Here is a 24,904-nt window from a genome sequence, read left to right as displayed (position 1 = left end):
AATAATCAGCATGCCCATTTGTCCATGTGCTGTTGTTGTTATATAATACCTTAGTTGCTTATCCGTTGGCCCGGATAGCATCCAACCAAAAAACTTCCCTCATCAGTTTATCAATTTAATCAAAATTTAACAGTAAAAAGTACAACGATATGTCACAAACATTAAAATTCGAAACCCTTCAATTACACGCAGGTCAGGAACTCGATGACAGTAGCAGCCGCTCGCGTGCCGTACCTATCCACCAAACTACCTCTTATGTTTTTAAAGATGCCGAACATGGGGCTAACCTGTTTGCCTTGAAAGAGTTTGGAAACATTTATACCAGGATCATGAATCCCACCACGGATGTTTTTGAGAAAAGAATCGCCGCGCTTGAAGGTGGGGTAGCAGCCCTGGCTGTGGCCTCGGGGCAGGCAGCTCAATTTATCGCCCTGAATAATATCATGCAAACCGGCGATAATTTTGTTTCCAGTTCATTTCTTTATGGTGGTACCTACAATCAGTTTAAAGTTTCTTTTAAAAGATTAGGCATAGAAGCCAGGTTTACCGAAGATGAATCTGTAGCAAGTTATGAAAAGCTGATAGACGATAAAACCAAGGCCCTGTACCTGGAAACCATTGGAAATCCGGGTTTTAATGTCCCTGATTTTGAGGCTATTGCTGCCCTCGCCAGGAAATATGACCTGCCTCTTATTGTGGATAACACATTTGGTGCGGGAGGGTACTTGTTTCAGCCCCTAAAACATGGCGCCAATGTGGTGGTAGCGTCAGCAACAAAATGGATTGGTGGCCACGGAACCAGCATTGGCGGCGTGATTGTCGATGGTGGTAACTTTAACTGGGCGAACGGCAAGTTCCCTGTATTTACAGAACCTGCGGAAGGATACCATGGATTGAACTTCTGGGAAATATTCGGTGAAGGTGGCCCTTTCGGAAACATAGCTTTTATCATCAGGGCCAGGGTTGAAGGGCTTAGGGATTTTGGTCCTGCACAAAGTCCGTTTAATTCGTTTTTGCTATTGCAGGGACTGGAAACCCTTTCACTAAGAGTGGAAAGAACCGTGGAAAATGCCTTAAAACTGGCACAGTGGCTGGAGCAACATGATCTTGTTGAAAATGTCAACTATCCTGGCTTAGCGTCGAGTCCGCACCATGGGAATGCCAAAAAATATTTAAAAAATGGTTTCGGAGGTGTATTGACCTTCGAAATTAAAGGAGGTAAGGAGAATGCCGAAAAACTGGTGAACAGCCTGCAGCTAATCAGTCATCTGGCCAATGTGGGTGACTCCAAAACGTTGATCATTCACCCGGCTTCCACTACCCATCAACAATTATCAGACGAGGAGCAATTAGCCTCAGGAGTTTTACCTGCCCAGTTACGGGTGTCTGTAGGAATTGAACACATTGACGATATCAAAGGTGATTTTGAACAAGCGTTTAAAAAGGTCTTTTCATCGGATCTGGCCACCGCTTAAGAACTAAAAATATGTTAAAGCATCATTTATTTGAATATAAAGAAAGTTTTAAATTGGAATCGGGAAGTAGTCTTCCCGGTTTCAATTTAGCCTACACAACTTACGGCACCTTAAACCAACGCCGGGATAACATTATCTGGGTCTGCCATGCATTGACCGCCAATTCCGATTTCACGGAATGGTGGCCGGGATTGTTTGGTAAGGGAAAGCTATACGATCCTGAAAAGTGCTTCGTGATATGTGCAAACATGCTTGGGGGGTGTTACGGCTCTACAGGCTCGCTTTCAACCAATCCTAAAACCGGCTTACCCTTTTATCATGATTTTCCGGATTTAACCAACCGGGATATTGTCAACGCCTTTGATTTGCTAAGACAAGACCTTGACATTGAAAAAGTCCACACCATTATCGGAGGCTCCCTGGGCGGACAACATGTGCTGGAATGGGTTATTAAAAATCCGGATGTTTTCAACAACATGGTAGTTATTGCATCGAATGCAAAACACTCGCCTTGGGGAATAGCGTTTAACGAATCACAGCGTCAGGCCATTGCCATGGATTTGACCTGGAAGCTCAGCACAGAAAAAGCGGGTATGAACGGAATGAAAGTAGCCAGGTCGATTGCCTTGTTGTCATACCGTCACTATGCCACTTATCTGGCTACCCAGGAAGAGGACGATGATGATGTAAAAGATAATTTTAAGGCTTCCTCTTACCAGGTTTATCAAGGCAATAAGCTGGCTAAAAGGTTTAATGCCTTTTCTTACTGGACCTTATCCAAGGCGATGGATTCACATAACGTCGGAAGGGGAAGAGGTGGAATTTTTAAGGTATTGCAAGGCATCAAAGCCAGGTCATTATTTATTTCTATTGCCACCGACCAGCTTTTTCCTGTTAATGAACAAAAATTTTTAGCCGACCACGTAGTTGATGCTACTTTTGAGATCATCGACTCCAGTTATGGTCACGACGGCTTTTTGATAGAAGCCAGGCAACTGACCAGTGCAGTAGCCAATTTTTATAAAGAAAACAAGTTAAACCCGGAAATTGTATAATGAAAAAAAAGAAGATAGCCTTATTTGGCTTTGGTTGTGTAGGCCAGGGATTGTACGATATCATACAGCAACAAAACGATCTTCCTTTCGAAATCTCTAAAATCTGTGTCAAAGACCCAAACAAAACCCGAAACCTGCCAGGCTCTGTATTTACTTATGACAAGCACGAAATTTTTAATGACAATGAAATCGAAATCATAGCCGAAGCCATCAGCGATGATGATGAGGCTTTAGAGATTGTCAAACTGGCGTTAAAACATGGGAAAAAGGTTGTTTCAGCTTCCAAGAAAATGCTGGCCGATAACCTTGCCGACCTCATAGAACTGGAAAGCAAATCCAGCGGGGTTTTGATCTATGAAGCCTCGGTCTGTGGCAGCATTCCTGTTCTCAGAACCCTGCAGGATTATTATCGAAGGAGTTCAATAGATGGAATTTCAGGCATTTTAAATGGGTCTTCTAATTACATCCTCAGCAAAATTATTGATGAAGACTGCTCTTATACCACCGCATTGAGGGAAGCCCAGGAGCTTGGTTTCGCAGAGACAGATCCTACCCTGGACGTTGGCGGATTCGACGCCTCCAATAAGCTATGCATCATCGCCCGCCATGGGTTCCATATGCCGTTAAAGACCAAAGAGATTTTTCAGTTCGGTATCCGGCACATATCGGAACATGAAATCGCATTTGCCCAAAAAAAAGGTTACAAGATCAAGCAGGTGGCCATTTTGCAAAAAACGAAGCGCAACAGGTATTTGGCTATGGTAATTCCTGCCTTTGTAGATGGTCATCATCCCTTGTACAAAATTGACAATGAATACAACGGAGTAATATTGCAATCGGAATTTATGGGCGATCAGCTCCTGACCGGCAAAGGGGCTGGCAGTCATCCGACAGGCTGGGCCATGTTTTCAGACCTGTTAGCCATTACCAATGGTTACCGATACAACTATTATAACAACGATCCGGCAGGCAGCTTGCCTGACACGGATTTTGCTTTTAACATTTACCTGAAATGTACATCAGATATGGTAATGATAGCGCTGGATTTCAAGTTGCTGGAGGATTTATCACCAGGTACCGCCTACAGGTTTGTGTATGGCTCTGTAAAATTAAAAGATTTGTTGAAATTCAGATCATCTGAAAATTTTAACACCACTTTCATTACCCTGGATCTACGGTATTTGCTGAATAAGTTGAGCGGTATAAATGAGAAAAAAGATATTGTTAAAGCCATGGTCTGAAAGAACACTTACCGGACCGAACAATAAGGATAATGATAATATAAGCTTAAAAAGGCTCATCGTAAGGATCGGGCCTTTTTTGATGGTATTGGACTAGTACCAAATCGGTTAAGATTTAATTTTACAATTAGTGCATATCAATGATCTTTGAATTATCGTTATAGTTTGATAGATCATAAACAGCTAGGTAAAAAATCAAAGCAACCATGAAAAAGATTATCATAATCATTGCGTCTGTTTTCGTGCTCTTTATGGGGGCGGCAGTAGCCATACCAATAATTTTCAAAGATGATATAAAAGCAGCTATCGATGCCGAAATTGCCAGATCGGTCAATGCCGATGTGTACTTTGATCCCGAAAAGCTGGGCCTTTCCCTGCTCAGTAATTTTCCCAGTATAACCGTTTCTATGGAAGAATTAGGCATTATTGGGCGTGATGAGTTTGCTGAAGATGTATTGCTGGCTGTAGAAAAATTTGAGTTGGAGGTAAACCTCTACCATTTGTTATTTGGAGATAACATCAGGATCAGCGGTATAACCTTAACCCGCCCCAACATTTTTATTAAGGTGTTGGAAAACGGTAAAGCTAACTATGACATTGCTGTTAAAAGTGAGACTGTGGAACAAGATACTGCTGTTACCTCCACCACCATGGCTATCAGTATTGACCATTGGGAAATCATAGAAGGTAAATTAAGATATGATGACCAGTCGATTCCTTATGTAATGAACCTGGAAGGATTAAATCATATCGGAAGCGGGGATTTTACTTTGGATGTACTGGATATGGATACCAGGACCACTATCGAAAAGGTCGATATTATGTTTGACGGGGTTGAATATTTATCAAACAAAAAACTTGACCTTGACATGATTTTAAACATGGATCTGCCGGCCATGAAGTTTACTTTTAAGGATAATACACTTAAAGTAAATGATTTTGCGGTAAACTTTGATGGAAGTTTTTCAATGCCTGATGAAGGCTATGAAATGGATATCGGCTTTTCCTCATCTGACAACAAATTTAAAAGCCTGCTCTCACTGGTGCCCGGTGTGTTCAAGGAAGGTTTTGAGGACATCAAGACCCAAGGGAACCTGGCTTTTTCCGGCAAAGTAAAGGGTGTTTATAGTGAGCGGCAAATGCCGGCTTTTCATCTGAATCTGAAAGTAGATGAAGCCATGTTCCGGTATCCTGACCTTCCAAAAGCAGTAAAAGACATTAATGTTGACCTGGTGCTGGATAACAAAGACGGCAACATAGATCATACATTGATAGACATCAAGAAATTTGACATGGATTTTGGTGGTAACCCGGTGACGGCTGTTGCTAAAATCGAGGGCCTTTCCAGATCTGCCATCCAAGCAGATATACATGCCAAACTGGACCTGGCAGCATTGAATGCCACTTTTCCTGTGGAAGGATTGGATATGAAAGGTATCTACAATCTTGATTTAGTAGCTGATGGCGTCTATGACTCCCTTCAGGGAAAGTTTCCTTCTATTACAGCAGACATGTCACTCAAAGAAGGTTACTTCAAATATGCCGACTATCCCATACCCCTGGAAAAAGTCAGTTTTGTTTCAACAGTAAAAAATGAAGGCGGAAGCATGGCCGGAACATTGATACAGGTAAAGCAGCTTGGCATGTTGCTTGACGGTGAAGAGTTTACCGGAGACCTTACCTTGAAGGATCTTGAAAACTATCAATGGGATGCTCATATCAATGGTAATCTCAATCTCGAAAAGCTTACCAGGATCTTTCCTTTGGATAGCATGCAGTTAAGCGGGCTGATTGCAGCAAACATTGCCAGCAAAGGAAAAATGTCAGATTTGGAAGCCGGAAGATATGATAAAATAGCCACCTCCGGAACCGTGGATGTCAGGGATTTTTCTTTTGTGAGTGAAGTTGATTTTCCACAAGGCATAAAAATAGATCAGGCCAAAACGGAGTTTGATGCTGAAAAAATCAAGCTAAGTAGTTTTAAAGGAAAGTTGGGAAAAAGCGATTTGCAGTTGACCGGAAATATCAGTAATTACTTGAATTATTTATTCAAAGAAGGAGCGCTGATTAAAGGGAAAATGACTTTTAATTCCAATAAATTTGACATTAACGAATGGATGGTTACCGAAGGTGAAGTTAGTGAAGACACTGCCACCTACGAAACCGAGGTTGTAGCGATCCCCAAAAACATCGACTTTCAATTGTCCGCTAATATAAAAGAGGTCGACTATGATAATATGAAACTGAAAAACGTAAAAGGTAATGTCTTGATCAGGGAAGGGATGGTCATATTGGACAAGGTGAATTTTAATACGCTGGGGGGCGCATTTGCCGTAAACGGAACCTATGACACACGTGATACAGACCGGCCTGCTTTTGATTTTGACCTGGATGTCGCAAACGTATCTATTCAGCAATCTTACATGACCTTTAACACAGTTAAGGCCTTTGCCCCGATTGCTCAGTTTGTGAATGGAAACTTTTCAACAAACTTTGCTTTAAACGGAGAATTGGGACAAGATATGATGCCTAAGTTGGGTACGATTACAGGATCCGGATTGGTGAATATTGTTGAGGCTGTCCTGGAAAAAAACAATATTACCAACGGCATAGCCGGCCTTACCAACCTGGATAAAGTTAACAATGTTGTCGCCATTAAGGATTTGCTTCTAAAAACTGAAATAAAAGATGGGAAGTTAAATGTAAAACCGTTTAACATAAAGTTGGGGAATTTTAATACTTTAGTATCCGGCAGCACAGGGCTTGACGGCAGCCTGGATTATGAGTTGGAAATGGATATTCCTGCTGGTTCATATGGTGCCAAATTCAATGCTTTGGTGAGTTCTGTTACCGGAGGAGGCAATACCTCGCAAAACATCAAGCTGCCAATAACTTTGACTCAGAATTTCACCGATCCCAAATTTGTTTTGGGCAATGCTTTCTCAAAGGATAATTTGAAGGAGCAGGTTACCGAAACCGCCAAGGAGAAGCTTTTACAACAGATCACTGATAACAAGGGTAAGGTCATCAAGGATCCCGCTGTTTCAAAGCTGGTAGATTCATCTTCGGTGGTGGATACCAAGGCACAGTTAAAAGCAAGGGAGGATAGTGTTAAAAAAGCCCTGGCGGAACAGGCAAAAGCCAAACAGGACAGTCTGAAAAAGATGGCGGATCAAACCAAGAAAAAGGCAGAAGACAAGATTAAAAACTTGCTGAAGTTTAATAAAAAGAATTAAGAACAATGCTTCTTTAGAATTCGCTTTTAGTAGTCATAGTATGACTTTGAGTCATACTATGACTATCGTCGTTATTTACTTCCGGTCCCGAGCTTCTTCAAAACCATCATAGCGTCTTTATTAACAAGCAGGTATTAAAGCTGAGCTTCTGCCCGTTATAAGTTCAAATCGGGTTACCACTGTAACAAAAGTGACTTCGGTCATGTTGTTAGAAAGGAACATTCCTTAATTTGGGATTCCGGAAACGTTTTATACATCAAATTTTCACCTATGAAAGATAATTATTCAAAAGGCCAATTAAGCGCTCTGGTCATCCTTAGACTATTAATTGGCTGGCATTTTCTTTATGAAGGCCTGATCAAACTTTTCAACCCTTCATGGACAGCCAAGGGATATTTGATCGGATCGGTAGGCCCTTTCAGGCACATTTTTAGATTCCTTGGAGAAGACTCGATGATTGGTTTTGTCGATTTTATGAATATTGCCGCGTTGATCGTGGTAGGATTGGGATTAGTTCTGGGGCTATGGAGTCGTTGGGCTAGCTATATAGGCATAGCTCTCCTGATCATGTATTACCTGGCTTATCCGCCCTTACCCGGTTTGGAGATTCCGGGACCCGCAGAGGGCAGTTACCTGTTTGTCAATAAAAACCTGATTGAGATATTCGCGTTGGCGGTGCTTATCAAATTTCCTACAGAGCAATATTTTGGTCTGGAGTTATTCTTTAGCCAAAGCTTCAAGAAGAAACCATCAATTTAAATCATTAAAAAATTAGATCATGGACGGAAACGAAAAAAAAACGTCGAGTGGATGGAGCCGGAGAACAGTTATTAAAGGATTAGCAGGGTTGCCGATTGTAGGGGGTGCTCTTGTGGGTGCCGCCGGTGTTAGCCAATCAGCTAAGAAAGAAAGGGAAAGCATTCTGAAAACCCTGAATATAAACGCTTCTCCTCCGCCTCCCGTAGGCTCTATGAGTGGGGATCCGATCAAAATCGGTATTATCGGTTTCGGAATACGCGGGGAGCAGTTGTGCCGGGCAGCCGGCTTTGCCACCAATGAATGGTTGGAAAATGCCCGTGAAGCGGTGGCCAAAAACCCCAGGAATACCCGCTTAAAATCTTTCCAGGAGCAGGAAGATCTCAACATTCGGATTACAGCGGTCTGTGATCTTTTTGATATCAGGGCTGAAATAGCCCTTGCATCTTTTGGTAACAACATCAAAAGATACGCTACTTATAAAGAACTGCTGGACAAAGGGGATGTTGATGGTGTGATCATAGCTACAGCAGACCACTGGCATGCCCCTATTGCTATTGCTGCATTGGAGGCAGGGAAACACGTTTATGTGGAAAAGCCAATGACGCATAACATTGCCGAAACCTATGCCCTCCGGGAAGCCGCTAAAAACTCCAGCGCTGTATTTGCTGTCGGCCACCAACACCGGCAAACCCAGAGTTTCCTGACTGCACAGGATGTGATCAAAAAGAATATACTGGGCCATATCTCACTGATTCAGGCCAATACCAACCGGAATTCAGATAACGGCGCCTGGCAATACCATATTCACGAGAAAGCCAGCCCGCAGACCATCGACTGGCAGCAGTTTCTTGGAAGTGCTCCGGAAATACCTTTTAACAAGGAGCATTTCTTCAGATGGCGTAAATGGTGGGCCTATGGATCGGGCCTTTCAGGTGATCTGATGACCCACGATTATGACCGCATCAACTGCATCCTTGAAATGGGGATACCCCGCTATGTCACAGCATCCGGCGGTATTTACACGCATAGGGACGGCCGTAATGTGCCTGATGTGTTCCAGGTAAATATGGAATATCCTGAATTTGTTACAGGGGCTTCAACAGAAAAAACCAGAGGGATGACCCTGATGTACAGCGCTACGCTGGGAAATCAGCATGGCAGAAAGACTTTGTTGATGGGCAATGATGGCACCATGGAGCTGGGTAACAGCCTTACTATTTTTGCAGATCCACGTTCTGAACGCTACAAACCTACCGTTAGAAAGTATGGTATCCGGCCTGGCGATCCCATTTATAGTTATAATCCGGCTTCGGACCAGGTGGACGGAATAACTTCTGCCACCTCCAAGTATTTTGCCGACAAGGGTTTGCTGTGGACCTACAGGGATGGTAAGCTGGTAGATTCAACTTTTCTGCATATAAAGGAGTGGTTGAGTTGTATCAGGAACGGTGGATCCCCGAGCTGTGGTATTAAAGAAGGTTTCGAAGAGGCCATCACTGCCCACATGGCAGGACTTGCGTACAAGATAGGCCGCCGTGTGGAATGGGATCCTGTCAAGGAGGAAATTATTACTATGCCTGGTGAAGATCCGGATCAAATCCTGTTGGCAGATACAGACAACATTTACCTTGGAGCCAGTTTTCAAGGTCGAGGTAGAGAGACAACACTCGCATTATAATAACATTCCAGTGTTAAAGCTCCTTCGTGTCTTGGTGCCTATATAAGTGATTTGTAAGTTATTGAATATCAATTTTATGAATTATTTATTTTTGTTAAATGTTTGGTCAATTGTCTGACCTTGGGGAACTTTGTGGTTAACCATTTTTCACCACAAAGGCACCGAGACACGAAGAGACACAGGGGTTTTAGCAGATGAGGTGAGTGTACAGTTATTCCCAAATGCCATAAGGCACTATTTCCAGCAAATGCCCGTCCGGATCTTCAAAATAGAATGATTTGAGATCATTTTTCCAGTCCTGCTCGTGAATAATTTCGATGTTTTTTGAGGCAATAATGGCTTTGTGTTTTTGATAGTCTCCGGGACTTACTTCAAAAGCCAGGTGCTGTTTTCCGGCGGCAAAATGTGGGGGCAGTAGGGTTTCATTCCTGGTGGCTTCAGCGATAAAACAGAGAAGCACGGATGTGCCGGCCCTGAAAAAAACATGTCTGCCCGCTTTTTTGCCAATGATGGGAAACCCCAGTTTTTCATGATAGAATTTGATGGAGGCATCAATATCCCGGATGTAAAGGCAGGTTTCTTTGATCTGGCGGATGTCCATGTTGCTTTATTCAGGGCAATTCGTTAACCGGTAAAGTTGATTTCAGTATTATCACCAATATTCAGGCTGTGAGATAACCCTTTCAACGTAGTGTCGTTACCGATAATGGAATTGTGTAAGACTGCGCTTTGTAATTCGCTGAAAGATCCGATAATGGTGTTTTTCACAATGGAATAAGAGATCGTCGCATTATCACCCAGCGCCACATTAGGTCCAATGATGGAATTGCTGATTTTACAATTTTTGCCAATACTGACAGGTGGCACCAGTATGGTTTTATGAAATTCATGGTTGGTGCTTTTAAACTCCCGGCGGTTCATTAATATGGCATTGGCTTCCAGTAGTGATTCCTTTTTACCGCAATCGAACCAATTGTCTACTGATTGGGTGGTGATTTTTTCACCTTTCTCAATCATGTGCATCAGGGCATCTGTTAATTGATATTCGCCGAGGTTTTTCATTTTATTGCTTACAATATATTCTACCGATTCCAGAAACAGTTTTGGGTTGGTCAATTTGTAAATTCCAATAAGGGCCAGGTTAGATTTAGGAATTTTCGGTTTTTCAACAAGTTTGGAGATGAAGCCGCTATCATCCAATTCTGCGATACCGAAATTGCCGGGGACTTCTACTTTTTTCACACCGACCACTGATGATTCAGTAGCCAGAAACTTTTCCAGATTGATATTGATAATAATATCACCCAGTGTAATCAGGATTTCATCCTCACCATCAAACTTTTTCCTTGCCAGCCAAAGCGCATGGGCCGTTCCCTCCCGGGGTTCCTGCACGACAAACGCTACTTTTATTCCTTTGCTTTTATACCGTTCATTGATGTATTCTTCGATTTTGTTTCCCATGTAGCCAATAATAAAAACGAATTCTTCAATACCGGCTTTTATCAGGGGGTCCAGTATATGTGCTAAAATGGCTTTGCCTGCCACTGGCACGAGGGCCTTAGGTTGGGTGTGTGTATGTGGCCTTAACCTGCTTCCCATCCCGGCGACGGGGATAACTGCTTTCATGCAAAAATTTTATGGTTTGTAAAGAGTTATCTAAGATAATAAAAAAGAAATGGCTGATTATTAATTTAAAAGGTAAAAAACAATTTTACCGCTCATTTATCTTATTTTTGATGTTGTAAGATATCGCATCTATCGCTCATGAAATCTAACAACCTTCTGGTTAAATTTCTTATATGGCGCATTAAACATATTCCAAATAAGAACTTCATTCTTATTTTAAGTGGAGTTATCGGAATTGTCACAGGTTTTGCGGCGGTTACCCTTAAAACATCAGTTCATTATATTCAGGATTTTCTTACCAGCAGCTTTGACATTAAATATGCCAACTACCTTTATATCGGCTATCCGCTGGTCGGTATTTTGCTGACCTTGTTTATCGCCAAATATTTTTTTGGGGAAAAACTGGGGCATGGTATTACCAATATTCTCTATGCCATTTCCAAAAAATCCGGGATTATCGGCAAAACCAAGATTTACTCCAGAATGATTACCAGTGCCCTCACTGTTGGACTGGGCGGTTCAGTGGGTTTGGAGGCTCCTGTGATAGTTACCGGATCGGCGATAGGCTCTAACATCGGCACGTTGATGCATTTGAATTATAAACGAAGGATACTGCTGATTGGCTGTGGTGCCGCCGGTGCCCTATCGGCCATCTTTAATTCGCCGATTGCCGGGGTTATTTTCAGCATTGAGATTATTTTGGCCGAGGTCACCATTGCTGCTTTTATTCCATTACTAATGGCTTCGGTATGCGGGGCGCTGGTTTCTTTGCTGTTGCTGGGCGACAACGTGATGTTTTATTTCGAACTGACCGACCCGCTATCTGCTTCTGACATTCCATTTTATATTTTGTTGGGAATTTTATGTGGATTAGGATCTGTATATTTTACACGTGCTACCTATAAAATCGAGGATTTGGTCAACAAAATCAAAAATGATGTTTCAAAGGCAATCATTGGTGGAATGGCCTTGGGGCTGATTGTGTTTGTTTTTCCTCCAATTTATGGTGAAGGATACAGTACCATTAAAACCCTGCTTGCCGGCCATGATACCGAAATTTTAAACAGCAGCCCCTTTTTTCAGCAAATTGATAATACACTTTTTCTCATAATTTTTATGATCGGCGTAGCACTTGTGAAGCCTGTGGCCTCCGCTTTGACCGTTGGGGCAGGAGGTAGTGGGGGATTGTTCGCACCCTCCTTATTTCTTGGAGGCATGGCCGGGTATCTTTATGCGAAAATAACCAATTTGTTTATGGGAACGACCCTGATCAGTACCAGCAACTTTACCCTGGTCGGCATGTGCGGGTTGATGAGCGGGGTGTTACATGCCCCGTTAACAGCCATATTCCTGATCGCCGAAATCACCAGTGGCTACACGCTTTTTGTGCCACTCATGTTGGTATCGGCCATTGCCTACAGTACCAGTTCGTACTTTGAAACCTATTCAATCTATACAAAAAAACTCGTAGAAACAGGAGACCTTATACCCCATGACAAGGACCGTCAGGTTTTGAGTCTGATCCACATTAGTAAGATGATTGAAAAAGACCTGCTGAAAATCCATCCCGATGCCACGCTGGGTGATCTGGTTGACCTGGTGAGAATCTCCAGACGTAACATTTTCCCTGTTGTCGATGAGGAAGCCCGGCTGGTAGGTATAGTTACATTGGATGATATCCGGGAATTGATGTTTGATGAAGAATCGAGGAAAAGCATTTATGTAAAATCGCTTATGCACAACCCTCCGGAAAGTGTGTCTTCATATGAAAGCATGCTGTCGGTCATGGGAAAGTTTGAGAAGACCGGTGCCTGGAATCTTCCGGTTATCGATGATGAAAAATATGTGGGTTTTGTATCGAAATCGAGAATTTTTAACGCTTACCGGAAAAAATTAATCCGCCAGCATAGCGAGTATGTGAGTTAATCAAACCCTACATGTTTACTAAATATTTTGGCTACTGATGCTTTGCAAAAAAATGAAGTTTTTTTAGAGAAAATCTTACTAAAATCGGCGTTTTTTTTGCAAATAGATAAAAATCAGGAAGTTATCCACAAAATGGGATTCAACATTTCAATGCTTAATCATCTGATTATCAAATATTTATATGAGCAACATAAAGGAGTGTGGATAACTTTTCGAAAATGTGGAAAAGTTTTGCTTGACAATTAGTATTCTTTGATAAGTATAATCTTACTTTAGAATCGGGTTTTATGGGCTCACTTTTTGAGCAAAAACTTACACCTCGATCCTCTTTCATAAAATAACAGGAATCAATATTTCAAAAACATGAACACCAAAAATCGTTCGATAATATCGTATTTTCAGCATATTAAATTTTAATTAAGTTTTTGTTATGTTTTTGATCCGGAATTTTATGATTGGGCTCACCCATGTAGTCAAGCATAGTTTTTGTAAGTGGAAGATTTTGGCTGATATTGGAATAGTTATATTTTTGCAGGAGTCTGCAAGATCATTCTGTCTCATTTTTTACTAAAAAAAAATTAGCGAAAACCGAACTGTAAGAAAACCGTATTTAGTAGGTATGAGATTAGCGAACATACTGGTATTGCTTTTTCTTTTTTGTAGTAACGAGGTTTCAGGACAAAAGGTGGAGGTCATAAAATTTCCTGAATTGCAGGAGATTATCAATAATAAAGATGCCTCTGTGAAGGTGATTAATTTTTGGGCAACCTGGTGTAAACCGTGTATCGAAGAGCTTCCTTATTTTGAGGATGTTCATGCTACCTATGGAGAGCAGGGCATTGAAGTGGTTTTGGTAAGTATGGATTTCGTGGAAGATCTGGATACGAAAGTGAAACTTTTTGTTGAAAAAAAACAATTGCAATCGACTTTGTATCTTTTGGATGAAACGGACTACAATAAGATAATTGATAAAATCGACACAAGCTGGTCAGGGGCTATTCCAGCCACTTTAATCGTAGATAACCGCAAAAATAAAAAGGATTTTTATGAACGCCAGTTTAAAAAAGGAGAACTATCACAAATCATTAAAACACTTATAAACTAATATCGATATGAGAAGAATTCACTTGTTTGTTACCGCCATACTTTTGGTGACGGTAAACACCGCAGCAACTTTCGAAGACAAAGGTTATAGTGTTGGAGATTATGCTATAGACTTTAAGCTGAAGAATGTTGACGGAAAAATGGTGTCTATGTCAGATTACAGGAATGCGAAAGGCATTGTTGTCATCTTTACCTGTAATACCTGCCCTTATTCCAAGATATATGAGGACAGGATTATTGCCATAAACAACAAATACGCAGGTCAGGGCTTTCCGGTTATTGCTATAAACCCCAACGATCCGGCACGACAACCGGGAGATTCCTTTGATTTAATGCAACAAAGAGCAAAAGATAAGGGGTTTACCTTCCCATATCTTGTTGACGAAACCCAGAAAGTTACCAAAACCTACGGAGCAACAAGAACACCCCATGTTTTTTTGTTGAAAAAGGAAAACAACAAATACAGGGTGGCTTACATAGGCGCCATAGACAATAACCATAAAAGCGCTGCCGATGCTTCTGAAAAATACCTGGAAAATGCCATTGAGGCTTTAAAGGCTGGTAAAAAGGTTTCTAATGATTTTACAAAAGCCATCGGTTGTACCATCAAGTGGAAGGAGGCTTAATAGCACCGGAAAATAATGCTCTTAGTAGTCATAGTATGACTCCAAGTCATGCTATGACTATAATAAATCTATTGCACCAAACTGTTAACTTCTTCCTGCGACATTTTGAAAAATGCCACTCTTGGAAATCTGCCAGCTACAAACGTTCTGCCTATCACAGCCATGCCGCCGTCATCGGTCAATGAAAAATTTCCAAATTCATAAGGATTGGTGTTGCCAAAGTATTTTGCGTTGATCAGGCTACCGTCAGTAGCATCATAAATATAGAGGGCGATCTGCTTGCTTTTGGTTTCAGTGCCATAGACGATGGCATCAATGCCATTGATCACCAGCTTTTTGACAATTACCCTGGCGTGAGGCAACATTTCGGGAAACTCGTTTCCACCTATTTCCCCGCTGAATTCATTACCCTGTATGTTGATCGTGCCTGTGGGCAAGATGAAGTTTTCTTCGAAACTAAATCTGGACAATGCGTATTGGTCGCCTGTCAAATGAACGGCTGCGCTTACTCCGGTTTCTTCCCTCAACCCATTTAGTGTTCCCAGTAAATCGCCATTTGATGCGTTGACAAACAAAAGGGAGAAACTGAAATTATAAAAACCGTTAAGAAAACAGACACTGCCATCCTCGCTTGCCCCTGTAAAATAAGGCAGCGTCCTTTCTCCTGTGCCGGCGAATTTTGCGATGATACTGGCCTCTACATCTTCCAAAACCTCGTATTCTGACTGCCAGGATTGATTAAAGCCGGCATCGAGTTTTGTAAGTGAGGTGCTCCGGGCATCCCGGTTGTAGCTTTGAATAAGAAATCCACCATCAGGAACCTGACTGGCATGTAACGGATAAATAATCCCGGGAAACGACCGCACCAATTCAGGTACCTGATTGGAGTCGGAAAGATTTACTTTTAGAAGATAGGTGGAAAGTGTGACATTGTCCATGCTAAAGAAATGGTATTCATCGTTTACCAGGAATAGCTCCGAAAGAGGATTGGTGTAGGGAGTCGATATAATTGTGTCTGAAATAAATTCCCCGGATTCGTTGACCCGAAGCAAGTAGGTATCGGTTTCGTTGGCCGTACTGAGGATGATATAAGTACCATCGGCGGTTTGTTTCACATCCAATGGATTATAGGAAATATCAAACAATTCGTTGTTGTAGATTTTGACAAAGTTGTCGGTCGGAGCTACCTCGCTATCACTGCATCCGGTGATTCCCAACCCGGAAAATATGGCTACTGTCCATATTAATGACGGTAAAAGAAGTTGTTGGCTGCGTCTTTTGAAAGAAATTTTCATGATCATATTCAGTTAGAAAACAGACAGGTCATTGAGTTAATGGTTTAAATGCCAAATATCACTCCCATAGAAAAGGACAGATTTCTTAATGTCATGTTGTCAAGGATGTCATAGCTTCCGGAAATGAGGGTGTTGTCTGTGAAACGGTTGTTTTCGTCCACAATATTATTCAGGCCGACCTTGTAATCGACACCGAGCTCAAAATTAGCCGGTCCCAGGGATATGCTAATTCCCCCACCGGCAATAATACCATATTGGGATTTTACGTACTGATCATCCATACCCAGCGTACTGGTGGCTCCATTGAATTCTTCTGTGGCTCCTGATGCATTGTCCTGGCCAGTTACATCAACTTCCTTTAAAGCATTGAGTAACCTGCCATAAAATGCCCCTCCATGAACAAAAGGCCGGATGGGGGCATCGAGAATATCGTAACGAAGTAATAACGGGGCCTCCAGGTAATTCAGCGTTTGCTCATGCCTGAAAAAAAGAAACAGACTGTTGTTGTTGTTTTCAAAATCCATCCATGCATAGTTGCTCTCATAACCGTATTTATAAGAGGCAAAGGTAGGCTGCAAACTGATACTTAAGTTGTTGAAAAGTGTATATTTGGCTATAAAGGTTACCTGAAAACCTGTGTTTTCCGATGATTTATAGTATTCCTTTTCAGCCAGTGTATGCTCAGGTTCAATGGTATAACTGAATACTGAAAACTGATCATCAGGTTTGGCCTGGGTAAGGTTCATGCCCCCCTTAATTCCAAAACCCCAACGGGTAGATCCGCCACCCGATGAAGCATCGCCGGCAAAACTTTCGAATTTTCTTTTATTGTTACGGTCTTTACTGTATATCCCACCTTTGATCAGCCCGGTTCTCTTGTTCATTTCCTGGCCATGTACATCAGCAACCAGGAGCATTAGAAACAAACAGGTGAAGATAATTTTGATGAAATGGATAAAAAGCTTCTTTTTCCTGTCGGTAGAAGTAGACATTTTAGTTTTGGTTATTGTGGTCAATTAATTGATTAACGGTAAAAAACACCGCCCCATTTTAATATTGGTTTAATACTTTTGCTGTAAATTGTAATTTTTGCTGCAATTATTTTGTGCTTGTAAATTGTTATTACTATTTGCTCAAATTGCTTGAATAAAGAAATTTAAAAACATTCAATCACATTAATTTCATATTGAATTGCTTTAACTTACATTGTAAGGTTTAATTTATTTTCAGCAAAGATAACGTCATGATTCGTTGGTACAGAATATTTAAAAATTTGGATGATGCTAAGAAAGCAGTGCCATTGCACCATATGCAGTTAATTATTGCCAAAGGGAGAAAGATTTGCCTTGCCCACAGTAACAGTGGCTTTCACGTAGTAGATGATTTTTGCCCTCATTTGGGGGAGTCGCTGAGTAAAGGTAATATTAATTTTTTAAATGAAATAATTTGTCCCTGGCATAGTTATAGATTTAATTTGAAGACCGGTGAAGAATGTCAGGGCCGGACACCGAATCTGGCTGTTCACCAAATAAAATTCGACGATACGGGATTTTATGTGGGTATTAAAGATTGATCTGCCCGACTTTAAAGCCCGACTTTTAAATGGGATTATTCAAGGAAATGGCAATAGCATAAAGTTGCCGTTGGGAAAGGTAAGGCGGGGGATTTCCCGGACTTTTTATTGAGTAGGTATATCGATCGGGTCTTCAACAAATAATTCATAAATTATGAACAAAATGTATTTAATCATCTGTGCTGCCATTGCCTTATTTTTTGCCGGATGTGGTTTTAGTGGAAGTAAAGAAAACAATAATCGGAAAATGATAGAAAAACAGGACGTCACAGTCCATGATGTACATACTTATGCCAAGCCGGAAGAAGCGGTAGTGAAACATTTGGATTGGGAGGCGGAGGTTGATTTTGAGCATAAAAAGATAAAAGCAAAAGCTTCTCTGACTATCGACAAAGCCGGAGATGCCAAATACATAATCCTGGATACGAAGGGATTACGTATAGAAAAAGTTACGCTGGACGACTCACCCCGGCAGGTGACATTTACCTTGGGCGACCGCGATCAATGGATGGGGTCCCCGCTGATGATTAACCTTGAACCCAATACTTCGGTGGTACACGTCCACTACACTACAGGTGACTCAGCGGAAGCCTTACAATGGCTGGCCCCTCGACAGACCTCGGGAGGTAAATACCCATTTCTTTTTACGCAATCACAAGCCATACTGGCCAGAAGTTGGGTACCCATTCAGGACTCGCCGGGGATTCGTTTCACCTACACGGCAAAGGTGAAGGTTCCAAAGGAGCTAATGGCCCTGATGAGTGCTGAAAACCCGACCGAAAAATCGGCAGATGGTCTTTATTCGTTTACCATGAATCAGCCCATCCCGGCTTATCTGCTGGCTTTATCAGTCGGTGATCTTGCCTTTCAACCTATCAGTGAGAGAACAGGTGTTTATGCGGAACATGCGGTGATAGATAAGGCGGTCTATGAGTTTGGGGAATTGGAGGAGATGGTACAGGCTGCCGAGTCCTTGTATGGCCCTTATCGATGGGATCGTTATGATCTGTTGGTATTGCCCCCCAGCTTTCCATTCGGAGGCATGGAAAATCCGCGGTTAACTTTTGCTACCCCGACTATTTTGGCAGGTGACAGATCCTTAACTTCCCTGGTAGCCCATGAGTTAGCCCATTCATGGTCGGGAAATCTGGTGACCAATGGAACCTGGAATGACTTCTGGCTCAATGAAGGGTTTACTGTGTATTTTGAACACAGGATTATGGAGAAATTGTATGGCCGGGATTATTCTGAGATGCTGGCCTCACTGGCGATGCAGGATTTGAAAAAGGAAGTGGATGGGATGATCAAAGAGGGGAACGGGCCTGATACAAGACTTAAATTGGATTTGGAGGGAAGAAATCCGGACGATGGGGTGACTTCCATCGCGTATGATAAAGGTTATTTCTTCCTGAGACAGCTTGAAGAAAGTGCAGGCAGAGAGGTTTTCGATAGCTTTCTGAAAAAATACTTTACAGATAACGCCTTTAAGGTAATGACAACTGAAATGTTTGTTACTTACCTAAACGAACATCTAATCAGTAAAAATGGGCTTAAGCCCATGGAAGATATAATCCGGCAATGGATTTACGAAGCAGGGTTACCTGAAGAAAAACCAGTGCCCCTGTCGGGCAGGTTTGACCGTGTTAACCAGGTGTTGGAACTTTGGACCGGAGGTGCGAAAATCAAAGATATCTTTCCGGATGATGGCGCAGGAGCTGATGGATGGAGTACTCACCAGTGGCTCCACTTTCTAAGGCATTTACCTGAAGGGCTGACCGTCGAACAGATGAAAACCCTGGATGAACACCTGCAATTCAGCGAGAGTGGTAATTCGGAAATACTGGCCGCCTGGTTTTCCCATGTGGTCAGGCACGAATATGAGCCTGGTTACAGCCAGTTGGAGCAGTTTCTGGTAAATACGGGCAGGCGCAAATTTTTAATGCCTTTGTATAGCGAAATGATTAAAACGGAGGATGGAAAAAAGCGAGCCCTTGAAATCTACAAGAAGGCCAGGCCCAACTACCATTTTGTTTCCACCAACTCCATCGACGCTTTACTGAATGTTACCCCTTAACCGGGTTCAGGCTAAGCAACCACATCCACTTGTACCCCCCGTCTCTGAAAACCACAATCGAACGTAGCTATTGCACAACACTTTGGACAAATTTCTCTGTGTCTCTTAGTGTCTTGGTGCCTTTGTGGTTAACCATTATTCACCACGGAGGCACCAAGACACTAAGAGACACAGAGATTTTCGCCTATAAAATAAAAATACAAGCACATTCTTAAGTTTTTCAACACCCACAAGACCCTTCCGCCCAGTTAAAAATTAAGCAATGCCATAGACACCAAACTACAAAGCCCCACACCCACACCCAAACTTCACACCCACACTCTATTCATCCTTTGATTTCATTCATATAATCCATTTGAAAGCCAACCTTTTTGCCATTACCCATAGGTTTTTCATTTTTCATCTTCTGCTTGAGGTTGGTATTCCGAATTTCCGGGTAGCTCGATCCCATTAAATCCATGTCTATGGCGGTGAAAATACATTTTTCTATGAGCAATTTCAGCCAATCATCCGATATTACGTTATTGACGATATCTGTGAAAAGAAAGCTTAACTGTTGCGTGCCTTCTACGAAAAAGTGCTTTTCGCAGTTTACGATTAACCGGGCGATCAGGTAACCGGGGTCGTCGAGGCGGTTATATTTAATGGTATCAGCTAAAAAGTTATAAACCATTATCTGACCAAAGTATTTTCGTTCTGCTTTTTCTTTAACGTAATCACTTTTCATCACCTCATATTCATCATTGAAAGTGACTACATTAGTAGCCAGGGTAAATATCAGCATATCACTGCCCGCCTTCAACTGAAATTCATATTCATTTTTTTTAATAAGCTTTACGTCAATACTTTTATCGACCTTAACGATTTTGTCTTTTAGTTGGGTTGTAATAGTTTCGGCTTCCGATTTGAGTTTTTTAAAAACTTCCTGAACTGCCCGAAAAGCATTTTGCTTGACACAGGCTTTGGTTTTGAGTTTTTCAAAAATTTGTTCAAGTGCTTCTTCCTGACTTTGCATATATTTTGAAGGTTTGTCGCGTAGATAAGCAGGGCGAAGGGGATAAGGGAGCAGAAGTTCCGGAGGTTTTATTTATGGCCGGCTATAGAGTTCTTTTCACCTCTTTTTCTTCAAATCCTTCGATGACGTCACCCACCTTAATGTCATTGAAGTTTTTGATACTGACACCACATTCATAGCCAGACTTTACTTCATTTACATCATCTTTGAACCGCTTAAGCTGATCAATATCACCGGTATAAACCACAATACCGTCCCTGACTAATCTGATTTGATTATTTCTTTTTATATTACCGTCGGTAACATAACATCCCGCTACGGTACCTACTTTGGATATTTTGAAGACTTCCCTTACTTCAATGTTACCGGTTATCACCTCTTCGACTTTAGGAGCCAGTAGTCCCTCCATCGCATCTTTTACGTCATTAATGGCATCATAGATGACAGAATACAACCGTATCTCAATTTCTTCAGTCTCGGCTAACCGGCGGGCACCATTTGAGGGCCGAACCTGAAACCCCACGATTACCGCATCAGATGCAGAGGCTAATAACACATCGGATTCGGAGATTTGTCCTACTCCTTTGTGTATGATACTCACCTGTACTTCTTCTGTAGAAAGTTTTAACAGGGAATCGGACAAGGCTTCAACCGATCCATCCACATCACCTTTAACAATGACATTCAGCTCTTTGAAGCTTCCGATGGCAAGACGGCGGCCAATTTCATCCAGTGTGATATGCTTTTTGGTACGGATACTTTGTTCTCTGACAATTTGTTCCCTTTTGTTGGCAATTTCACGGGCTTCACGTTCAGTTTCCATGCCGTTGAGAATATCTCCGGCCTGCGGTGCCCCGTCGAAGCCAAGAAGTTGCACTGGTGTCGAGGGGCCTGCAATCTGAATCCGGTTGCCCCGGTGATCAAACATGGCCTTAACCCTGCCATAGTATGCCCCGGCCAGAATAATATCGCCGACATGGAGTTTGCCTTGTTGCACCAATACGGTGGTGACATAACCACGCCCTTTGTCAAGTGTAGCTTCGATAACGGTGCCGATAGCATTTTTTTCAGGGTTGGCTTTAAGTTCCAGCAGCTCTGCCTCCAGCAATACCTTTTCCAGCAGGTCGTTTACACCCTGACCGGTTTTAGCCGATATTTCCTGGCATTGATATTTTCCACCCCAATCTTCTACCAGTATATTGAAGTTTGAAAGTTCTTCTTTGATCTTGTCGGAATTGGCGTTGGGTTTGTCAATTTTATTAATGGCGATTACAATGGGCACTCCCGCTACTTGTGCGTGGTTGATAGCTTCTTTTGTCTGTGGCATTACGCTGTCATCTGCAGCAACTACGATAATAACCACGTCGGTAACCTTGGCTCCTCTTGCCCGCATGGCCGTGAAAGCTTCGTGCCCCGGAGTATCCAGAAAAGCAATGCGCTTTTCACTTTCGGTAACCACATCGTAGGCGCCAATATGCTGGGTTATACCTCCTGCCTCGCCTTCGGTAACCTTTGAACTTCTTATATAATCCAGCAATGATGTTTTGCCATGGTCGACATGACCCATAATGGTAACAATCGGTGCTCTCTCTATCAGATCTTCCTCGTTATCCTCCTCAAGCACTACGTCAACCTCTTCATCTGTGGTAGTAAAATCAACGTTGAAGCCGAATTCATCAGCTATAAATGTAATGGATTCGGCATCCAGCCTCTGATTAATGGACACAAACATTCCCATACTCATACAAGTGGAAATGACTTCGTTGACCGACACATTCATCAGCGTGGCCAGATCATTGGCAGATATGAATTCGGTGACTTTTAAAACCCTTGATTCTTCCTGGGCCTGCAGCATTTTTTCTTCCTTAGCTTCGGCAATAGCAGACCTCTTTTCCTTTCTGTACTTGGCCCTGCTTGCCCGACCAGACTCTTTACCTGTGCCACTCAGCTTGGCCAAAGTGGCTTTAATCTTTTCCTGTATTTCCTTATCGGAAGGATCCTCTTTGGTGATTCTTTTTCTTTCTACATCCTTACCTTTGAACCTGCCGCCACTATGCTGACCTTGAGGTTTGGGTTTGCCTTTGGAAGCGGTGTTGCTTACGGTGACCCTCTTTCTGGGTCTTTTCTTTTTTGCCTTCTCCTTTTCTTCATCCGAAGAGGCTACGGGTTGATCTTTTTTCTTGGACTTTTCCGATGGCAGATCGATTTTGCCTACAACCTTTAGTCCTTTTAAGGTGTCGGCTTTTGCTTTGATAACTTTCAATTCCTCTTCATCTAAATTCTCCTGGGCCGGCTTTTGTTCTGCTTCAGTTGCTTTAACTTCAGCTTCGGCTTTTTCTTCGTCCGTTCCGGATGTGGTTTCTTCATGACCGACCTCTTCTTTCAGGTCAGCCGGCACCTCTTCTGTTCCTTCCGTCACTGATTCCACTGCTGGTTTTTTTTCTGTCTCTGCCTCCTCCGCTTTTTGCCCTTCCAGGTCAATTTTACCTACAACCTTTATTCCTTTTAATTTCGGAGAAGAGGTTAATTGCTCTTCTTTTTCTTCCGGTTCCTTTGCCGGTGGTGAAGGCGGTACCTCTTTCTCTTTTTCTTCAGTGGCAGTATTACTATTACTGGTAGCCTCTACAGAGGAGATGCCTTTTATGAAGATCTCCTCTTCCTCTTCTTTTCCGACTACTTCTTCCGAATGATCCTGGTCAATGACAAAGTTGTCGGCATGCTTTTTACCAATGGTGAGACCTGAAGCTTCTTCCCTGTCCATAGCCGATGACTCAAATTCCTTGGCCAGCATGTTAAACTGCTCCATGGAAATCTTTGCATTAGGGCTATTTTCTACTTCAAAGCCTTTATCCTCGAGCGCCTCAATGATGGTATTTTTACCGACATTGAGCTTTCTCGCTACCTGACTAAGCCTCATCATTTTTTCATCTGCCATAATCAAATATGCCTCTTTTTTCTGATTTTAAAAAATTTATAAATTATTCGAATTCCTGATTTAAAATTTTGATGACATCTTCAATCGTTTCTTCTTCCAGATCTGTTCTCCTGGTCAAATCATCCATTGACAGCGCCAGAACGCTCTTAGCTGTATCCAGCCCGGTCTTCTTAAATTCGTCGATGACCCAGGCATCTATTTCATCTGAAAACTCTTCCAATACCACATCCTCTTCTTCATATTCATCCAACTCGCGGAAGACGTCAATTTCAAAACCCACCAGTTTACTGGCCAGTTTAATATTCTGTCCTCCCTTGCCAATGGCCAGTGACACCTGATCCGGTTTGAGGTAGACAGAAACCCTTTTATCTTCTGCATCGATCTTTAAACTACTAATCTTTGCCGGGCTCAACGAACGTGAAATATAAAGGTCCATGTTATCGGTAAAATTGATAACGTCTATATTTTCATTTTGCAACTCCCTGACGATGCTGTGTATTCTGGAGCCTTTCATCCCAACACAGGCACCTACCGGATCGATGCGGTCATCGTAGGATTCGACAGCCACTTTGGCGCGTTCACCTGGTTCTCTTACGACCTTTTTGATGGTAATCAAACCATCATATACTTCCGGTACCTCGCTTTCAAACAGTCTTTCAAGAAAAACAGGTGACGTTCTGGACAGAATGATCCGGGGGTTGCCATTCATCATTTCCACCCTATGCACAATAGCCCTCACCGACTCCCCCTTTCTGTACCGGTCTTTATGTATTTGTTCAGGTTTAGGCAGGATGACTTCATTGCCTTCAGCGTCTATTAAAAGTACTTCCTTGCTTAGAATCTGATATACTTCGGCCAGGATGATTTCCCCCACAAGTTCTTTATACCGGTTAAAAAGATTGTCTTTTTCCAGATCCTTGATTTTCTGAATAAGTGTTTGCCTGGCGGTCATCACGGCCCTGCGCCCAAAGTCCTCCAACTTGACTTCTTCGGCCACTTCCTCGCCAATTTCAAAATCCGGCTCTATTCTACGGGCATCAGACAGACTGATTTTATCATAATCCCAGATGTCTTCCGAGTTATCATCGACAATTTCCCTGAATCGCCAGATTTCCAAATCCCCCTTGTCAGCATTGATGATGATATCGAAGTTGTCGTCGGTTTCAAATTTCCTTCGGATCATCGTTCTGAAAACATCCTCAAGTATCCGAATCATGGTTGGTCTGTCAATGTTCTTGTTTTTGGCAAACTCAGCAAAATTCTCTATTAAAGTTCCTGCATCCATT

18 protein-coding genes are annotated in these 24,904 nt (G+C 42.3%); 11 read left to right on the top strand and 7 right to left on the bottom strand.

Annotated elements, in window-relative coordinates; genetic code table 11:
* Nucleotides 1-149: 149 nt before the first annotated feature.
* From AC04NP_RS14515 to AC04NP_RS14490, 6 genes are all read left to right on the top strand, one after another.
* Entirely contained in the window at nucleotides 150-1,475 is a 1,326-nt protein-coding gene (locus AC04NP_RS14515) for an O-acetylhomoserine aminocarboxypropyltransferase/cysteine synthase family protein (protein WP_482860491.1), read from the top strand.
* An 11-nt stretch (nucleotides 1,476-1,486) separates the two neighbouring features.
* Nucleotides 1,487-2,530 carry a homoserine O-acetyltransferase family protein gene (locus AC04NP_RS14510; RefSeq protein WP_482860490.1) on the top strand — a complete coding sequence of 348 codons (1,044 nt, stop codon included), beginning with the start codon at nucleotides 1,487-1,489 and terminating at the stop codon, nucleotides 2,528-2,530.
* On the top strand, nucleotides 2,530-3,771 hold the full coding sequence (locus tag AC04NP_RS14505; RefSeq protein WP_482860489.1) for a homoserine dehydrogenase: 1,242 nt from the start codon (nucleotides 2,530-2,532) through the stop codon (nucleotides 3,769-3,771). Before AC04NP_RS14510 ends, AC04NP_RS14505 begins: the two co-directional genes overlap by 1 nt.
* 206 nt (nucleotides 3,772-3,977) lie before the next feature.
* Nucleotides 3,978-7,007, top strand: coding sequence for an AsmA family protein (locus tag AC04NP_RS14500; protein WP_482860488.1), 3,030 nt, complete (start codon nucleotides 3,978-3,980; stop codon nucleotides 7,005-7,007).
* Between the two features lie 270 nt (nucleotides 7,008-7,277).
* The gene (locus tag AC04NP_RS14495) at nucleotides 7,278-7,766 is read left to right on the top strand and encodes a DoxX family membrane protein (protein ID WP_482860487.1); all 489 of its coding nucleotides are present in this window, start codon (nucleotides 7,278-7,280) and stop codon (nucleotides 7,764-7,766) included.
* Nucleotides 7,767-7,785: 19 nt separating this feature from the next.
* Complete coding sequence (locus tag AC04NP_RS14490) at nucleotides 7,786-9,444, top strand: Gfo/Idh/MocA family oxidoreductase (protein ID WP_482860486.1); 1,659 nt, start codon at nucleotides 7,786-7,788, stop codon at nucleotides 9,442-9,444.
* Nucleotides 9,445-9,655: 211 nt separating this feature from the next.
* Here the strand turns inward: AC04NP_RS14490 and AC04NP_RS14485 are convergent, their stop codons facing one another.
* Together AC04NP_RS14485 and AC04NP_RS14480 are read right to left on the bottom strand one after the other, a co-directional pair.
* Nucleotides 9,656-10,045: a VOC family protein gene (locus AC04NP_RS14485; RefSeq protein ID WP_482860485.1), complete on the bottom strand. Its 390-nt coding sequence runs from the start codon at nucleotides 10,043-10,045 to the stop codon at nucleotides 9,656-9,658.
* A gap of 23 nt (nucleotides 10,046-10,068) precedes the next feature.
* Complete coding sequence (locus AC04NP_RS14480) at nucleotides 10,069-11,070, bottom strand: sugar phosphate nucleotidyltransferase (RefSeq protein WP_482860484.1); 1,002 nt, start codon at nucleotides 11,068-11,070, stop codon at nucleotides 10,069-10,071.
* Nucleotides 11,071-11,208: 138 nt separating this feature from the next.
* On the opposite strand from AC04NP_RS14480, the gene AC04NP_RS14475 reads away from it, so the two are divergent.
* The 3 genes from AC04NP_RS14475 (at nucleotide 11,209) to AC04NP_RS14465 (ending at nucleotide 14,726) form a co-directional block, all read left to right on the top strand.
* Entirely contained in the window at nucleotides 11,209-12,996 is a 1,788-nt protein-coding gene (locus tag AC04NP_RS14475; RefSeq protein ID WP_482860483.1) for a chloride channel protein, read from the top strand.
* Nucleotides 12,997-13,615: 619 nt separating this feature from the next.
* A complete protein-coding gene (locus tag AC04NP_RS14470) occupies nucleotides 13,616-14,101 on the top strand; it encodes a TlpA disulfide reductase family protein (protein WP_482860482.1) in 486 nt (161 codons plus the stop codon).
* A gap of 7 nt (nucleotides 14,102-14,108) precedes the next feature.
* The gene (locus AC04NP_RS14465) at nucleotides 14,109-14,726 is read left to right on the top strand and encodes a thioredoxin family protein (protein ID WP_482860481.1); all 618 of its coding nucleotides are present in this window, start codon (nucleotides 14,109-14,111) and stop codon (nucleotides 14,724-14,726) included.
* A gap of 68 nt (nucleotides 14,727-14,794) precedes the next feature.
* Here the strand turns inward: AC04NP_RS14465 and AC04NP_RS14460 are convergent, their stop codons facing one another.
* Nucleotides 14,795-16,021, bottom strand: a complete 1,227-nt coding sequence (locus tag AC04NP_RS14460) for a hypothetical protein (protein ID WP_482860480.1) — start codon at nucleotides 16,019-16,021, stop codon at nucleotides 14,795-14,797.
* A 44-nt stretch (nucleotides 16,022-16,065) separates the two neighbouring features.
* Entirely contained in the window at nucleotides 16,066-17,013 is a 948-nt protein-coding gene (locus tag AC04NP_RS14455) for an outer membrane beta-barrel protein (protein WP_482860479.1), read from the bottom strand.
* 281 nt (nucleotides 17,014-17,294) lie between these two features.
* Between AC04NP_RS14455 and AC04NP_RS14450 the strand changes: the two genes are divergently transcribed.
* Together AC04NP_RS14450 and AC04NP_RS14445 are read left to right on the top strand one after the other, a co-directional pair.
* Complete coding sequence (locus AC04NP_RS14450) at nucleotides 17,295-17,594, top strand: Rieske (2Fe-2S) protein (protein WP_482860478.1); 300 nt, start codon at nucleotides 17,295-17,297, stop codon at nucleotides 17,592-17,594.
* 163 nt (nucleotides 17,595-17,757) lie between these two features.
* The gene (locus tag AC04NP_RS14445; RefSeq protein ID WP_482860477.1) at nucleotides 17,758-19,668 is read left to right on the top strand and encodes a M1 family metallopeptidase; all 1,911 of its coding nucleotides are present in this window, start codon (nucleotides 17,758-17,760) and stop codon (nucleotides 19,666-19,668) included.
* A 325-nt stretch (nucleotides 19,669-19,993) separates the two neighbouring features.
* On the opposite strand, the gene AC04NP_RS14440 is transcribed toward AC04NP_RS14445, so the two are convergent.
* The 3 genes from AC04NP_RS14440 to nusA form a co-directional block, all read right to left on the bottom strand.
* Nucleotides 19,994-20,683 carry a hypothetical protein gene (locus tag AC04NP_RS14440; RefSeq protein ID WP_482860476.1) on the bottom strand — a complete coding sequence of 230 codons (690 nt, stop codon included), beginning with the start codon at nucleotides 20,681-20,683 and terminating at the stop codon, nucleotides 19,994-19,996.
* Between the two features lie 82 nt (nucleotides 20,684-20,765).
* Nucleotides 20,766-23,618, bottom strand: a complete 2,853-nt coding sequence (gene infB / locus AC04NP_RS14435) for a translation initiation factor IF-2 (protein ID WP_482860475.1) — start codon at nucleotides 23,616-23,618, stop codon at nucleotides 20,766-20,768.
* 43 nt (nucleotides 23,619-23,661) lie between these two features.
* Nucleotides 23,662-24,903 (bottom strand): transcription termination factor NusA, encoded by a 1,242-nt coding sequence (gene nusA, locus AC04NP_RS14430; RefSeq protein WP_482860474.1) that lies wholly within the window; start codon nucleotides 24,901-24,903, stop codon nucleotides 23,662-23,664.
* Between the last annotated feature and the right edge of the window lies 1 nt (nucleotide 24,904).

The sequence above is a fragment of the Agaribacillus sp. DX54 genome, from assembly GCF_056858335.1.
This window is presented reverse-complemented; position numbering and strand designations above follow the sequence as displayed.